This is a genomic window from Azospirillum sp. TSO22-1 (assembly GCF_003116015.1).
Lineage (GTDB): Bacteria > Pseudomonadota > Alphaproteobacteria > Azospirillales > Azospirillaceae > Azospirillum.
The window spans coordinates 1-14,988 of the sequence record NZ_LGQZ01000164.1 but is presented as its reverse complement, the minus strand read 5'-3'; the positions used below and the strand labels follow the sequence as shown (position 1 = coordinate 14,988).

15 protein-coding genes are annotated in these 14,988 nt (G+C 70.3%); 10 read left to right on the top strand and 5 right to left on the bottom strand.

Going from position 1 to position 14,988, the window contains the following annotated elements; genetic code table 11:
- The 4 genes from TSO221_RS31875 to TSO221_RS31860 all read left to right on the top strand — a co-directional run.
- Positions 1-461 (top strand): FAD-binding protein (locus TSO221_RS31875; RefSeq protein WP_199229718.1); only part of this gene is annotated, 461 nt, incomplete at its 5' end.
- Between the two features lie 41 nt (positions 462-502).
- On the top strand, positions 503-1,381 hold the full coding sequence (locus TSO221_RS31870) for a 3-hydroxybutyryl-CoA dehydrogenase (protein WP_109122509.1): 879 nt from the start codon (positions 503-505) through the stop codon (positions 1,379-1,381).
- Between the two features lie 123 nt (positions 1,382-1,504).
- Positions 1,505-2,071 (top strand): DUF4142 domain-containing protein, encoded by a 567-nt coding sequence (locus TSO221_RS31865; RefSeq protein WP_109122508.1) that lies wholly within the window; start codon positions 1,505-1,507, stop codon positions 2,069-2,071.
- Positions 2,072-2,170: 99 nt separating this feature from the next.
- Complete coding sequence (locus tag TSO221_RS31860; protein ID WP_109122507.1) at positions 2,171-3,286, top strand: TRAP transporter substrate-binding protein; 1,116 nt, start codon at positions 2,171-2,173, stop codon at positions 3,284-3,286.
- A gap of 139 nt (positions 3,287-3,425) precedes the next feature.
- Here the strand turns inward: TSO221_RS31860 and TSO221_RS31855 are convergent, their stop codons facing one another.
- Positions 3,426-3,674: a hypothetical protein gene (locus TSO221_RS31855; RefSeq protein WP_109122506.1), complete on the bottom strand. Its 249-nt coding sequence runs from the start codon at positions 3,672-3,674 to the stop codon at positions 3,426-3,428.
- Positions 3,675-3,844: 170 nt separating this feature from the next.
- Positions 3,845-4,477: a TlpA disulfide reductase family protein gene (locus TSO221_RS31850; protein ID WP_109122505.1), complete on the bottom strand. Its 633-nt coding sequence runs from the start codon at positions 4,475-4,477 to the stop codon at positions 3,845-3,847.
- Positions 4,478-4,516: 39 nt separating this feature from the next.
- Between TSO221_RS31850 and argH the strand changes: the two genes are divergently transcribed.
- The 6 genes from argH (at position 4,517) to TSO221_RS31820 (ending at position 12,219) form a co-directional block, all read left to right on the top strand.
- On the top strand, positions 4,517-5,929 hold the full coding sequence (gene argH / locus TSO221_RS31845) for an argininosuccinate lyase (RefSeq protein WP_109122504.1): 1,413 nt from the start codon (positions 4,517-4,519) through the stop codon (positions 5,927-5,929).
- Positions 5,926-6,114, top strand: coding sequence for a hypothetical protein (locus TSO221_RS31840; RefSeq protein WP_109122503.1), 189 nt, complete (start codon positions 5,926-5,928; stop codon positions 6,112-6,114). Before argH ends, TSO221_RS31840 begins: the two co-directional genes overlap by 4 nt.
- Positions 6,111-7,376 carry a diaminopimelate decarboxylase gene (gene lysA, locus TSO221_RS31835; protein ID WP_109122502.1) on the top strand — a complete coding sequence of 422 codons (1,266 nt, stop codon included), beginning with the start codon at positions 6,111-6,113 and terminating at the stop codon, positions 7,374-7,376. The genes TSO221_RS31840 and lysA overlap by 4 nt, the downstream gene beginning before the upstream one ends.
- A gap of 85 nt (positions 7,377-7,461) precedes the next feature.
- Positions 7,462-7,881, top strand: a complete 420-nt coding sequence (locus TSO221_RS31830) for a bacteriohemerythrin (RefSeq protein ID WP_109122501.1) — start codon at positions 7,462-7,464, stop codon at positions 7,879-7,881.
- Positions 7,882-7,936: 55 nt separating this feature from the next.
- Positions 7,937-10,513, top strand: coding sequence for a TIGR02302 family protein (locus TSO221_RS31825; RefSeq protein ID WP_109122500.1), 2,577 nt, complete (start codon positions 7,937-7,939; stop codon positions 10,511-10,513).
- A gap of 131 nt (positions 10,514-10,644) precedes the next feature.
- Complete coding sequence (locus tag TSO221_RS31820) at positions 10,645-12,219, top strand: GMC family oxidoreductase (RefSeq protein ID WP_158284269.1); 1,575 nt, start codon at positions 10,645-10,647, stop codon at positions 12,217-12,219.
- Positions 12,220-12,234: 15 nt separating this feature from the next.
- Here the strand turns inward: TSO221_RS31820 and TSO221_RS31815 are convergent, their stop codons facing one another.
- The 3 genes from TSO221_RS31815 to TSO221_RS31805 form a co-directional block, all read right to left on the bottom strand.
- Positions 12,235-12,717 (bottom strand): hypothetical protein, encoded by a 483-nt coding sequence (locus TSO221_RS31815; protein ID WP_109122498.1) that lies wholly within the window; start codon positions 12,715-12,717, stop codon positions 12,235-12,237.
- 114 nt (positions 12,718-12,831) lie between these two features.
- Positions 12,832-14,199 carry a glutamate--cysteine ligase gene (locus TSO221_RS31810; RefSeq protein WP_109122497.1) on the bottom strand — a complete coding sequence of 456 codons (1,368 nt, stop codon included), beginning with the start codon at positions 14,197-14,199 and terminating at the stop codon, positions 12,832-12,834.
- 18 nt (positions 14,200-14,217) lie between these two features.
- A partial coding sequence (locus TSO221_RS31805) for a 16S rRNA (uracil(1498)-N(3))-methyltransferase (RefSeq protein ID WP_199229717.1) occupies positions 14,218-14,988 on the bottom strand: 771 nt, incomplete at its 5' end.

The window sequence follows — 14,988 nt, the reverse complement described above, 5'->3', positions numbered from 1 at the left end:
CGGCGGCCGTGGAGACGCTGGGTGCCGCGGCGTCCAACGGCAAGTCCACCTTCGTCAGCCAGGAGCTGACCAAGTCGGAGCGCCCGGAGCTGACCGCCGCCCGCGTGGTGGTGTCCGGCGGACGCGGCATGCAGTCGGGCGACAACTTCAAGCTGCTCGAGGCCCTGGCCGACCAGCTGGGCGGCGCGGTCGGCGCGTCGCGCGCGGCGGTGGACGCGGGCTTCGTCCCCAACGACTACCAAGTCGGGCAAACCGGCAAGATCGTGGCGCCCGAGCTGTACATCGCCGTCGGCATTTCCGGTGCCATCCAGCACCTCGCCGGCATGAAGGACAGCAAGGTGATCGTCGCCATCAACAAGGACGAGGAAGCTCCCATCTTCCAGGTCGCCGATTACGGTCTCGTCGCCGACCTCTTCAAGGCGGTGCCGGACCTGACCGGCGAACTGGCCAAGGCGCGTTGACGGCTCTCAGAACAACCCCCTAGACCCTGCGGGAACATTCCATGGCCACGATCAAGAGCATTGGCATCATCGGCGCCGGTCAGATGGGCAGCGGCATCGCGCACGTCTGCGCGCAGTCCGGCTTCGACGTCATCATCTCCGACATCAGCGAGGAAGTCCTCGCCAAGGCGGTCGCCGGCATCGGCAAGAACATGGACCGCCAGGTCCAGAAGGGGAAGCTGGCCGAGGCCGACAAGACCGCCGCCCTGGCGCGCATCTCCACCGGCACCGACCTGTCGGTGTTCAAGGACGCCGACCTCGTCATCGAGGCGGCAACCGAGAACGAGGCGGTGAAGCGCGAGATCTTCAAGAAGCTGGTGCCGAACCTGAAGGCCGAGGCGCTGATCGCGACCAACACCTCGTCGATCTCGATCACCCGTCTGGCCGCCTCCACCGACCGGCCGTCGAAGTTCATGGGCATGCACTTCATGAACCCGGTGCCGGTGATGCAGCTGGTCGAGCTGATCCGCGGCATCGCGACCGACGAGGAGACCTTCGCGGCGATCGCCGAGCTGACCGCCAAGATCGGCAAGACCGCGGCGGTGGCCGAGGACTTCCCGGCCTTCATCGTCAACCGCATCCTGCTGCCGATGATCAACGAGGCCGTCTACACCCTCTATGAGGGCGTCGGCAACGTGCAGAGCATCGACACCGCGCTGAAGCTGGGCGCCAACCACCCGATGGGCCCGCTGGAGCTGGCCGACTTCATCGGCCTGGACACCTGCCTGGCCGTCATGCAGGTGCTGTACGAGGGTCTGGCCGATTCCAAGTACCGCCCCTGCCCGCTGCTGGTGAAGTACGTCGAGGCCGGCTGGGTCGGCCGCAAGGTCGGCCGCGGTTTCTACGACTATTCGAAGACCCCGCCGGTCCCGACTCGCTAACTCCGGTCGGCCCCCGAGTCTCCTTCAGGCGAACCCGCCCCGGGCAACCGGGGCGGGTCGTTTGATTCTTGGAACCACACGCCGCCCTCGTTGTTCGCCCCTGAAAACGAGGAGACCCCGAGCATGTGGCGTCCCGCCGCCCCGGCAATGGCGCTGGTCCTGACGCTCGTCTGCGCCATGCCCGCGTTCGCACAACCCGCCGATGGACTCGACCGGCGCGAACGCAACTTCCTCAACGAGGCGGCGATCCTCAACCTCACGGAGATGCACGCGGGGAAGTTGGCCGAGGACCTCGCCGAGACCGGGCAGGTGCGCGCCATCGCCCGCCGGCTCGCCGACAGCCACGCCACCGCGCACGAACGGCTGCGCGCCATCGCCCTGAAGCACGGCGCCACCCTGCCCGACGGCCTGGACGCGCCCACCCGCGAGCAGATCGGCGAGATGCAGACCTTCACCGGTCCGGCCTTCGACCGCTATTTCCTGAGCTTCCAGGAAGAGACGCACCTGCGCGCGCTGAAGCTGTTCGACGCCCAGGTGGCCTACCAGGGCGACGAGGGGCTGCACCATTACGCCGAGACGACGCTGGACCAGCTGAACGACCACCTGCGCATGGTTGAGGAGGCCACCGCCGCCGTCGCCCGCACGCAAGACCAGGACCCGCGGCAGTCGGCCGAGCAGCCGTCCCGCTGAGGAAACCCAGCCATGCCGGAGCGTGGGTTCCTGTTGCGGAAAAGTCCCGTTAGCTTCGCGGTACGCAACAATCACAACAAACCACCAGGAAGGTGCCCCATGAGGCGCAGGGATCTTTTGAAGGCGACCGGAGCCGGGCTCGCCGCCACCGGTGCCGCCACCGGTGTCATGGGCGTCGCCGCCCCCGCCATCGCGCAGACGCAGCCGGCCATCCAGTGGCGCCTCGCGTCCAGCTTCCCCAAGAGCACCGACGTCCTGTTCGGCACTTCGGAGCTGATCGCGAAGCGCGTCGCCGAGGCGACCGACGGCAAGTTCCAGATCCGCCCCTTCGCCTCGGGCGAGATCGTGCCGCCACTGCAGGTCATGGACGCGGTGCAGAACGGCACCGTGCAGTGCGGGCACACCTGCGGCTACTACTACGTCGGCAAGGACCCGGTGTACGCCTTCGACACCGCCGTCCCCTTCGGCCCGAACGCGCGCCAGCAGAACGCCTGGTTCCAGTACGGCGGCGGGCGCGAGGTGATGCGCGACGTCTTCAAGGCGGTCAACATCATCCAGTTCCCGGCCGGCAACACCGGCGTGCAGATGGGCGGCTGGTTCCGCAAGGAGGTCAAGACGCTGGCCGACTTGCAGGGCCTGAAGATGCGCATCGCGGGCATCACCGGCCAGATCATGACGAAGATGGGCGTCACCCCGTCGCAGATCGCCGGCGCCGACGTCTATCCGGCCCTTGAGAAGGGCACCATCGACGCCACCGAGTTCGTCGGCCCGTACGACGACGAGAAGCTCGGCTTCGTGCAGGTCGCCAAGTACTACTACTCCCCCGGCTGGTGGGAGGGCGGCCCGCAGGTCTCGCTGTACGTCAACATCGGCGAGTGGGAGAAGCTGCCGAAGGCCTACCAGTCGATCCTGGAACTGGCCTGCGCCGAGGCGAACAGCGCCATGACCGCGCGCTACGACGCCGAGAACGCCCGCGCGCTGAAGCGCCTGGTCGGCAAGGGCGCGCAGCTGCGCACCTTCTCGCGCGACATCATGGAGGCCGGCCACAAGCACGCCTTCGAGCTGTACGACGAGATCGCCGCCAAGAACCCGCAGTTCAAGACGGTCTACGAGAGCTGGAAGGGCTTCCTGGAGGAGGCGCAGCTGTGGTGGCGCGTCGCCGAGCTGCCCTACGACAACTTCATCCAGGTCGCCGGCAGCAAGCGCAAGGGCTGATGTGTTTCTTGCCCTCCCCCGCCTCCGGCGGGGGAGGGTTGGGTGGGGGCACGTCGTCTTCCGCGAAGCCGTAGCCCCCACCCTTCCCGCTCCGCGGGCCCCTTCCCTCCCCCCGCGGAGCGGGGGAAGGGAGCAAACCTCACTTCTCCTGGGACCGGTCGTACTCGTCGGCCTCGATCTTCTCCGCCTCGTGCGACTTTTCCAGCGCCCGCAGCGTGTGCGCCAGCGCGATGCCGGCGTGGTGCGCGGCGTGGTTGTTGTCGCGCTCCTTGCCCTTCTCCAGGTCCCACGCCTTGTACTTGATCGCCTTGCGGTGATGGATGATCGCCTTCTCCAGACACTCTATGGCGTCGTAGTGGAGCTGCATTTTCGGGGTGACGTCGCTCATACTCTCGTATTCCTCACGAATCGGGGCGGTGGCAGTCAGAATGGCGCGCGCAAGTCACGGCAACTTCGACCGCACCGCTTCTAACAGGAATAAGGTTCCCCTCACGATTGAATGCCCCCGCGGCCGGACTGTCCACGGGGCGTGACGCCGCACCTGGAAGAAACGACCGGTCACCCGCCCGTCCGCACCATGCCCCCGTCCCGCGCCGGCCCCCGGCTGCCGCCGATCTGCTTGCGCAGGAAGGCGACGACCTCCGGCGAGTCCCACTCCACGCCGCCCTCGACGCGCCCCAGTTCCTTGCCGTCCGGGCCGACCAGCAGCGTCGTCGGCAGGCCGCGCGGCCCCAGCGCGGTCATCGAGGCGCTCGGCTGGTCGAAGTACGGCTCCAGGTTCTGGATGCCGAGCTTCTTCAGGAACGGCTCCACTGTGTCGCGCCCGCCGCGGTCCACCGACAGCGCCACCACCTGGAAGTCGCGCCCGCCCAGCGCCGCCTGCAGCCGGTCGAGCGACGGCATCTCCTTCACGCACGGCCCGCACCACGTCGCCCACAGGTTGAGCAGCACGGTGCGCCCGGCGAAGTCGGCCAGCTCGACCTTGCGGCCCTGCCCGTCCACGAAGGCGAAGGGCTTGATCGGCTTGGCCTCACCACCCTTGAAGGTGTCGATTCCCGCGGTTTTCGTCGCCCGCTGCCCGGCCCCGGGGACGACCGCCTCCGGCCCGCGCACGCCGGCGCGGCCCAGCCCTGCCCACGCCGCGACGCCGAGGACCACACAAACCATTGCGACCGCCACGAAAGTCCGCATAACTACCGTCCTCGCCCCATCAGCCGAACGTCCCTGTCCATGAGCGCCGAACGCCCCAACACTTCCGCCCCCTCCGCCAGCCAGATGTGGGGCGGCCGCTTCGCCCGCGGCCCGGCCGCGATCATGGAGAAGATCAACGTCTCCATCGATTTCGACAAGCGCCTCGCCGACCAGGACATCGCCGGCTCGAAGGCGCACGCCGCCATGCTGGCGAAGCAGGGCATCATCACCCAGGCCGACGCCGACGCCATCCGCGACGGCCTCGACCGCGTGAAGCAAGAGATCGACTCCGGCGCCTTCGTCTTCAAGACGGAGCTGGAGGATATCCACATGAACGTCGAGGCCCGGCTGGCCGAACTGGTCGGCGAGCCGGCCAAGCGCCTGCACACCGGCCGCTCGCGCAACGACCAGGTGGCGACCGACTTCAAGCTGTGGGTGCGCGACGCCATGGACCGCATGGACGCCGGCCTCGCCGCCCTCCAGGCGGCGCTGATCGATCTGGCCGAGCAGCACACCGACACGGTGATGCCCGGCTTCACCCACCTGCAGGCCGCGCAGCCGGTGACCTTCGGCCACCACCTGCTGGCCTACGTCGAGATGCTGGGCCGCGACCGTGGTCGTTTCAGGGACGCCCGCGCCCGGCTGAACGAGTGCCCGCTGGGCTCCGCCGCGCTGGCCGGCACGCCGTTCCCGCTCGACCGCCACATGACGGCCGAGGCGCTGGGCTTCAACCGGCCGACCGCCAACTCGCTGGACGGCGTGTCCGACCGCGACTTCGCGCTGGAGTACTTGGCCGCCGCGTCGATCTGCGCCGTGCACCTCACCCGCTTCGCGGAGGAGATCGTGCTGTGGTGCTCCGACCAGTTCCGCTTCATCCGGCTGTCGGACGCCTTCACCACCGGCTCCTCCATCATGCCGCAGAAGAAGAACCCCGACGCCGCCGAGCTGGTGCGCGCCAAGGCCGGCCGCGTGGTCGGGGCGCTGAACGGCCTGCTGATGGTGATGAAGGGCCTGCCGCTCGCCTACTCCAAGGACATGCAGGAGGACAAGGTGCCGGTCTTCGAGACCGACGACACCCTGGCGCTCTGCGTCGCCGCCATGGAGGGCATGGTGCGCGACATGACCCCGAACCCCAAGGCGATGCGCGAGGCGGCCGAGCGCGGCTTCCTCACCGCCACCGACCTCGCCGACTGGCTGGTGCGGGTGCTGGGCATGCCGTTCCGCGAGGCGCACCACGTCACCGGCCGCGCCGTCAAGCTGGCCGAGGACAAGGGCGTCAAGCTCGCCGAGCTGCCGCTGGCGGACATGCGGTCCATCGAGCCGCGCATCACCGAGGAGGTGTTCCAGGTGCTCACCGTCGAAGCATCCGTCGCCAGCCGCCAGAGCTTCGGCGGCACCGCCCCCACCCGCGTGCAGGAAGCCGTCAAGGCGGCCCGGGAGCGCTTCCTGTGAGCCGCCTTGCGATCGGCCTGACGCTGGCTGTGGCCGCAACCCTGGCGCTCGCCGGCTGCGGCAAGAAGCCGAGGGCGGTCGACTCCCCCGACGTCGAGCGGGCGCAGCCGTTCCCGCAGACCTACCCGAATCCCGCTCTGGACCCGAAGCCGGGCCAGCCCTCCTCCGGCCTGAAGTTCCCATGAACCCGTTCACCTACAAGGACGGCGTGCTGCACGCCGAGGGCGTCTCGCTGCAGGCCATCGCGGCCGAGGTCGGCACGCCGTTCTACTGCTACTCGACGGCGGCGCTGGTCGCCAACTACCGCGCCTACGCGGGCGCCTTCGCGGGGCAGGACGCCGGCGTCTGCTACGCGCTGAAGGCCAACTCCAACCTCGCGGTGGTGCGCACGCTGGCGCAGCAGGGCGCCGGCGCCGACGTGGTGTCGGAGGGCGAGATGCGCCGCGCGCTGGCCGCCGGGGTGTCAGCGGACCGCATCGTCTTCTCTGGCGTCGGCAAGACCAGGGAGGAGATGCGCGCCGCGCTGGAGGCCGGCATCTACCAGCTGAACGTCGAATCCGTGCCGGAGCTGGAGGCGCTGAGCGAGGTCGCCTCGTCGCTGGGCGTCGAGGCGCCGATCGCCATCCGCGTCAACCCGGATGTGGACGCCAAGACGCACGCCAAGATCGCCACCGGCAAGAAGGAGAACAAGTTCGGCATCGACTGGGACCACGCCCGCGAGGTGTACGCCCGGGCGGCGGCGCTGCCCGGCATCAAGCCGCTGGGCATCGCGGTGCACATCGGCTCCCAGCTGACCGACCTCGCCCCGTTCCGCGCCGCGTTCGAGCGGGTGGTCGAGCTGCTGCACGCGCTGCGCGCCGACGGCATCGACATCCAGCGCCTCGACCTCGGCGGCGGCATCGGCATCCGCTACCGCGACGAGACGCCGCCCGACCTGAACGAGTACGCCGGCATGGTGCGCTCGATCACCGGCAACCTCGGCTGCCACGTGACGCTGGAGCCCGGCCGCGCGCTGGTCGGCAACGCCGGCATCCTGGTGTCGAAGGTGGTGTACCTGAAGCACGGGTTGGCGCGCCGCTTCCTGATCGTCGATGCGGCGATGAACGACCTGATCCGCCCGTCGCTGTACGACGCCTACCACGCCATCAAGCCGGTGGCGGAGCCCGCGCCGGACGTCGAACCGGTGACCGTGGACGTCGTCGGCCCGGTGTGCGAGAGCGGCGACACCTTCGCCTTGCAACGGCCTTTGCCGCCGCTGGCCGCCGACGACCTGGTCGCCTTCTGCTCGGCCGGGGCGTACGGGGCGGTGATGGCCTCGACGTACAACACCCGCCCGCTGGCGCCCGAGGTGCTGGTGAACGGCGACGCCTTCGCCGTCATCCGGCCGCGTCCGACGATCGAGGACCTGCTGGGGATGGATCGCGTGCCGGAGTGGCTGGGGAAGTAGCCGCTTCCCCTCGCCCCACAATCCCCAGCTGCCAAACCCCGCGATTCATGCATAATCCCCACACGACCACGGGGGAGCGGCACGCATGGAATGGGACCTCGCCTACGCCATCGGGCTAGGCCCGGTGGATGGGGACCACCAGCGGCTGTTCGCGCTGTACAACCGCTTCAGCGACGCCATCAAGGCCGGCGAGAGCCGCGCGCTGATCGGACAGGTCCTTTCCGACTTGGTGGACTATTCCGAGACGCACTTCCGGCGGGAAGAGGCGATCATGCGGCAGCACGCCTACCCCGACTACGCCAAGCACAAGCGCGCTCACGACGCCTTCGCCGACTACGTGCGCAGCACCGCCGCCGGGCCGGAGCCGTCGGACGAGGACGTCCAATTCCTGCACGGCTACGTGGCGATCTGGCTGTGCGGCCATATTTTGGTCATGGACAAGTGGTTCGGTGAGTGGCTGGCGAATCTTCCGGCGGAAACCGCCGCGGGGCAGCCTATATCCTGACGAGACCCGGCCACGCCGACGGAGCCCGGCCGGGGCGACGGCAGCGGAGTGCGGCATGACCGAGCGAGAGACCCAGACGACCCGCGGGCCGGAGCCGGCCTTCCGCCTCCTCCAGGCCCGCGCCGCGCTGCTCTGGGAACGACTGTGGCCGGCGCTGTGGGCGCCGGTGGCGCTCGTCGGCGCGTTCCTCGTGCTGGCGCTGTTCAATCTGCTGCCGATGCTGCCGGGCTGGCTGCACAGCCTGGTCCTGGTACTGCTGGCGGGCGCCTTCCTGTTCAGCCTGTGGCGCGGCTTCCGCGGCTTCGCACCGCCCGACACCGCCGCCGCCCGCCGCCGGCTGGAGCGCGACACCGGCTTGCCCCACCGCCCGCTGCACGTCCTGCGCGACCGCCCGGCCGGCGGCGACGCCACCGCCCGGGCGCTGTGGGAGCTGCACCAGCAGCGCATGCGCGACAGCGTGCGGCGGCTGCGTGTCGCCTTCCCCACCCCCGACATCATCTCCCGCGACCCGCACGCGCTGCGCGTCGCGGTGGCGCTGCTGCTGATCATCGCCGGGATCGGCGCCTGGGGCGACTGGCGCCCGCGCCTCGCCGCCGCGCTGTCGCCGCAGTTCGCCCCCGGCCCGGTGACCGCTGCGGCGACGCTCGACCTGTGGATCAACCCGCCGGAATACACCGGCCTCGCCCCGATCTTCCTGAAGACCGCTGCCCAGAAGGCGCCAACGGACAAGGCGCCGGCCGACAAGGCCGCGGCGCCGGCCACAGTGGCGGTGCCCAAGGGCAGCATCGCGCTGGCCCGCGTCAGCGGCGGCGGAGGTGCTCCAAAGCTGGAGGTCGGCGGAAACGCGGCGCCCTTCGACGCGGTGGACGCCTCGACCTTCCAGATCCAGCGCCCCGTCGAGTCCGGCACCCGCATCGCCGTCACCCAGGGCGGCGGCACGCTGGGCTCCTGGCCGATCCAGGTGATCCCCGACAACCCGCCGACCATCGACTACGCCAGCCCGCCGGCCAAGAGCGAGCGCGGCGCGCTGCGCATCGAGTACGTGGCGCACGACGACTACGGCGTCACCGCCGCCAACGCCGCGGTGCGCCTCGCCACGCCGGAGGGCACCGCGCCGAACCTCGACCGCACGCCCATCGACCTGCCGCTGGCGCTGCCCGGCGTGCGGCCGAAGGAGGCGCGCAACGCCGGCTTCCACGACCTGACCGCGCACCCCTGGGCCGGGCTGCCGGTGACCCTCCAGCTCGCCGCCACCGACGGCGCCGGCCAGACCGGCAAGAGCGAGGAGTTCGCGATGGTGCTGCCGGAACGGCCGTTCAACCACCCGGTCGCCCGCGCCATCGTCGAGGAGCGCAAGAAGCTCACCCTCACCCCCGAGGCGCGCCCCGACGTCGCCCGCGCGCTGGCCGAAATCTCCGCCCGGCCGGGCGCCTACAGCCACGACATCGTCGTCTTCATGGCGCTGCGCACGGCGCTGGCCCGGCTGATGCTCGACCAGTCCAAGGAGGCGATCCCCGAGGTGCAGAGCCTGATGTGGGAGACGGCGCTGCGCATCGAGGACGGCGGCCTGTCGCTGGCCGAGCGCGATCTGCGCGACGCCGAGCGCCGGCTGGCCGAGGCGCTGGACCGCAACGCCTCCGACGAGGAGCTGAAGCGGCTGATGGACGAGCTCCAGCAGGCCATGGACAAGTTCTTCGAGGCGATGGAGGAGCAGCTGCGCCAGGCGCTGGAGCGCGGCGAGCAGATCCCCGAGATCCCGCCGGAGCTGGCCAACCGCATGATGGACCGCAACGACCTCCAGCAGATGCTGGAGCAGATGCGGCAGATGGCGGAGACCGGTGCCCGCGACGCCGCCCGGCAGATGCTCTCGCAGCTTCAGCAGATGCTGGAGAACATGCGCGCCGGCACCATGGCGCAGCAGGGCCAGCAGGGCCAGAACCAGGCCTGGGAGATGATGCGCCAGCTGCAGGAGCTGACCCAGCAGCAGCAGCAGCTGATGGACCAGACCTTCCAGCAGTCGCAGCAGGGGCAGCAAGGCCAGCAGGGCATGCAGCAGCCCGGCGGCCAGCAGAGCCCGCGCGGGCGCGGCCAGCAGGGGCAGCGCGGCCAGGGCCAGGGGCAGCAGGGCCAGGGCAGCCCGACCATGCAGCGCCAGTCGGAACAGCAGGAGGCGTTGCGCCGCCAGCTCGGCGAGATCATGCGCCGCATGGGCGAGATGGGCGGCGAGATCCCGCGTCCCTTCGGCCGCGCCGAGCGCGCCATGCGCGACGCCGGCCAGGCGCTCCAGCAGGGCCAGCCGGACGCCGCCCTGCCCTCGCAGGGGCAGGCGATGGACGAGCTGCAGCAGGGCCTGCAAAGCTTCGCCGAGCAGATGATGCAGCAGATGATGGGCATGCAGCCCGGGATGCAGCCGGGCCAGCAACAGCAGCAGCGCGCCGGCCGCAACCGCGACCCGCTGAACCGCGGGCGCGAGGGCGGCTACAGCATGGGCCAGGACGGCACCAAGATCCCGGACAAGGCCGACCTCCAGCGCTCCCGCGAGATCCTCGACGAGCTGCGCCGCCGCTCGCAGCAGTACACCCGCCCGCAGTTCGAGAGGGAGTACATCGACCGGCTGCTGCGCCAGTTCTAGGAGGCTATGACGCCCGGCACAAACGTGGGGGCCGCGTTGGCGGCCACGGCGAGTCCCCCAATATCGACGCGGGGGGATCGCATAAGCCGGGCGCCATGCTCATCGAGGGAGACACACTTCCCAGCGGAGCCGTGATCGACACGGACGTCTGCATCGTCGGCGCCGGCGCCGCCGGGATCACCCTCGCGCTCGAAGTCGACGGCACGCCGTTGCGCGTCGCCCTCCTGGAAGCCGGCAACCGGACCTTCTCGCGGTGGGTGCAGAGCCACTACGCCGGCACCTGCTCCGGTATCCGGCTGCCGCCGCCGACGGTGAGCCGGCTGCGCTTCCTCGGCGGTTCGACCAACCGCTGGGCCGGGCTGTGCCGACCGCTCGATCCGCTGGACTTCGAGCGGCGCGCCTGGATTCCCGATAGCGGCTGGCCGATCGGCGAGCGCGAGTTGCGCCCCTACTACGCCCGCGCCGCCGCGCGGATCGGCCTGCCGAACGCCTGCTTCGACGCCGAGGCGTGGGCGGAGGAGGACGGCCGGCCGCTGCTGCCGCTGCCACCGCAGCGTTTCCGCACCGGCGTCACGCAGGTCCTCCCCACCCGCTTCGGCGAGGCGCACCGCGACGCGCTGGCGCGCTCGGGGAACGTCCGCTGTCATCTCGACACCAGCGTCGTCGACATCGTGGTCGGCGCGCACGACGACGTGGTGCGCGAGGTCGCGGCGGTCACGACCGGCGGCCGACGGCTGCGGGTGTGCGCCCGCGTCTTTGTGCTGGCCTGCGGCGGGGTGGAGAACGCCCGGCTGCTGCTCAACGCCGACCGGGTACGCCCGGCCGGGCTGGGCAACGGGCACGGCCACGTTGGGCGCTGGTTCATGGAGCACCGCGTCTCCTGGCCCGGCTTGATCGAGCCCAGCGGACCGGATACGGCGCCGTGGTTCTACAGCCGCCACGCCCTGGCCGGCGGCGGCCCCTGCATCGAGGGCTCGCTGCGGCTGGCGCCGGAACTGGCGGAACGGGAGGGCCTGCTCAACACCCATTTCAGCCTGGAGCCGTTCAGCAAGGCGTACTCGCGCGGCGGCCGGTCCTGGGTGGTGCTGCGCGACGGGTTGCGCCATATGCTGCGTGGCAACGACATGGTCAGTGATGTCGGCTATCACCTGCGCAACATCGCGCGCGACCTGGACTGCCTGACCGAGAACCGCGTGCGCAAGCTGTTCGGCATCGACCGGGACCCCAGGCGCTGGCTGATCAAGGCGGAGGTCGAGCAGTCCCCCACCCCCGACAGCCGGGTCACGCTGACCCGCGAGGTGGATGCGCTGGGCCTGCGCCGCGTCGACCTGCATTGGCGGACCGGCGCGCTCGACCGCCACAGCGTGCGCCGCGCCGTCGAGCTGCTGGGCGAGGATCTGGAGCGGCTCGGCATCGCGCGCGCGTGCGTGGCGATGGACGACGGCGAGGAGCGCTGGTCGCGCTTCGACCATTGGGGTAATCACCACTGCGGCACCACGCGCATGAGCGCGTCGCCGCGCGACGGCGTGGTGGACCCGGACGGGCGCGTGCACGAGCTGGCGAACCTCTACGTCGCCGGCAACTCGGTCTTCCCCACCGAGGGCACCGCCCCACCCACCTTCACCACGGTCGCGCTGAGCATCCGGCTGGCCGAGCACCTGGTCCGGGTGCTGCAGGGCGCGGCGCTGGAGGTGGGCGGGGCGTGACGCCCGGCTTCGATATCAGTCCGCCTGGGCGCGGCAGGAGTCGAGGGCGCCGATGGCCTTGCGGGTGTCGTCCAGCGAGTAGGTGCCGGAGTAGTTGTCCGGCTTGTCCGGCACTTCCATGTACAGCGAGTTGCCGTCCATCAGCGCGCGCACGGAGTCGGAGCTGGCCTGCAGCACCACGGCGGCGGTGTTCTTGTCGGCGGCGAAGCCGTCCACCTTGGCCTTCCAGCGCTTGTCGACCTCCAGGAGGACCTTGAACTCCTCCTTGTCCTTGTAGGCCGTGTCGGTGTCGAAGAACGCCAGCAGCAGCCCCTGCCCCTTCGCCAGGTAGGAGATCATGATGCCGATGGTGTTCTTGTTGTCGCCCTTCCAGGTCTGGGTGATCGCGCACTTCTTGCCGAGTTCGACCGTCCAGACGCCGACCGTGGACTGTGCCTGTACCGGGGCGGACGGCATGAGGGCGACCGCGCCCAGGATACCTGTGACGAGTCCACGCATACGCTTCTCCTGACAATGGGTGTCCGAGCGGTTTGCTCGCCCATTCAGGATGTTTGGGCAATCCGGGGCCGTCCAGACCAATCGGCTGGACGGCCTGTGATCATTGGCCCGGGATCAGTACGCGTATTCCTTGAACACCGGATCGACGCTGCCGCCCCAGGCGCCGTGGTACTTGGCGAGCAGTTCGTCGGCCGGGGTCTGGCCCGATTCGGCGATGGCGAACAGGGTGTCGAGGAAGTGCGCCTCGTCGTCGCCCCAGTTGTCGTTGCGCCGGCGCGCGACGAGCCCGGCGTGGGCGATCTTCAGCACCTCCAGCGCCACGTCGCGCACCGTGCCGCCACGGAACGGCGTGCGCAGCGCGTGGCGCGGCACCTCGGCGCGCAAATGGGCGCGCTCCTCGGTGGTCCAGTCCTTGACGAGGTCCCAGGCAGCGTCGAGCGCGGTGCCGTCGTACAGCAGGCCGACCCACAGCGCCGGCAGCGCGCACAGCCGGCGCCACGGGCCGCCGTCGGCGCCGCGCATCTCCAGGTACTTCTTCAGCCGCACCTCGGGGAACGAGGTGGTCAGGTGGTCGGCGAAATCGGTGATCAGCGGCGTCTCGCCGGGCAGCGCCGGCAGTTTGCCGGCCATGAAGTCGCGGAACGACTGGCCGGACGCGTCGATGTACGCGCCGTCGCGATAGACGAAGTACATGGGCACGTCGAGCAGGTAGTCGACGTGCCGCTCGAACCCGAAGCCGTCCTCGAAGACGAACGGCAGATCGCCGGTGCGGTCGGGGTCGGTGTCGGTCCAGATGTGGCTGCGGAAGGACTGGAAGCCATTCGGCTTGCCCTCGGTGAAGGGCGAGTTGGCGAACAGCGCCGTGGCGATCGGCTGGAGCGCCAGCGACACCCGGAACTTCTTCACCATGTCGGCTTCCGACGCGAAGTCCAGGTTGACCTGCACCGTGCAGGTCCGCGTCATCATGTCGAGGCCGAGGCTGCCGCGCTTGGGCATGTAGTCGCGCATGATGCGGTAGCGGCCCTTGGGCATCCACGGGATCTCGTCGCGCCGCCACTTCGGCTGGAAGCCCAGGCCGACCATGCCGGTGCCGAGTTCGGCGCCGATCTCCTTCACCTGGGTCAGGTGGCTGTGCACCTCGGCGCAGGTCTGGTGCAGCGTCTCGACCGCGGCGCCGGACAGTTCGAACTGCCCGCCCGGCTCCAGCGTGATGTTGGCCCCGTCGTCCTGGGTGAGGGCGATGATGTTGCCGTTCTCCTCCACCGGCTGCCAGCCGTAGCGCTGCAACCGCGTCAACACCTCGCGGATGCCGTCCGGCCCCTCGTAGGGCAGCGGGCGGAGGTCGGACAGGCGGTAGGCGAACTTCTCGTGCTCGGTGCCGATGCGCCAGTCGGACGCCGGCTTGCTGCCGGACTCCAGGTACGCCACCAGCTGGCGCCGGTCGGTGATCGGCTCGCCGCGCGTCTTCGGGGGTGCGGACATGGGGGCTCCGGCAAAATCTCAAGGAGAACGGAAAGGCGGCCGTGCGTCCGCGCCGTCCGCCGTCCAGTCCCCCGCAAGGGCCTGCCAGCAGGCGAGCGCGGCGAACGCCGCCGTGTCGGCCCGCAGGACGCGGGGCCCCAGGCCGACAGGGACAACAAAGGGTAGTTTACCAAGATCGTCAAGTTCCGCCTTCGCAAAGCCGCCCTCCGGCCCGACCAGGAAGGCGGCCGGCCGGCCGGCGTGCGCCTGCACCGCTTCCGCTATGGGGCGGGCGGCGCCGCTCTCGCGGCAGAGGAACAACACGCGCCCCTCCGGCCACCCCGCCAGCGCCTTGTCGAGCGCCACCGGGTCGGGGAGGTCGGGCACGGTCAGGCGCTCGCACTGCTCGGCGGCCTCCACCGCGTTGGCGCGCAGGCGGTCGAGGTTGACGCGGTGCGGGTCGGTGTGGCGGGTGAACACCGGCCAGATGCGCGACGCGCCCAGTTCGCTCGCCTTCTCCGCCACGGAGTCGATGCGGCCGCGCTTGATCGGCGCGAACAGCAGCCAGACGTCGGGGCCGTCCTGCTGCGGCCGGCGCCGCGTGGTGACGGTGAGCGAGCACCAGCCCTTGCCGAACCCGTCGATGACCGCCAGCCACTCGCCGTCCTTGCCGTTGAACACCGAGATGGCGGCCCCCTTGTCGAGGCGCAGCACGTGGCGCAGGTAGTGCGCCCGCTCGTGGTCGAGCCCGACCGTCTGCCCCTCGGCCAGGGGTGAGTCGACATGCAGGCGGGTGCGGGGGGGGTCGGT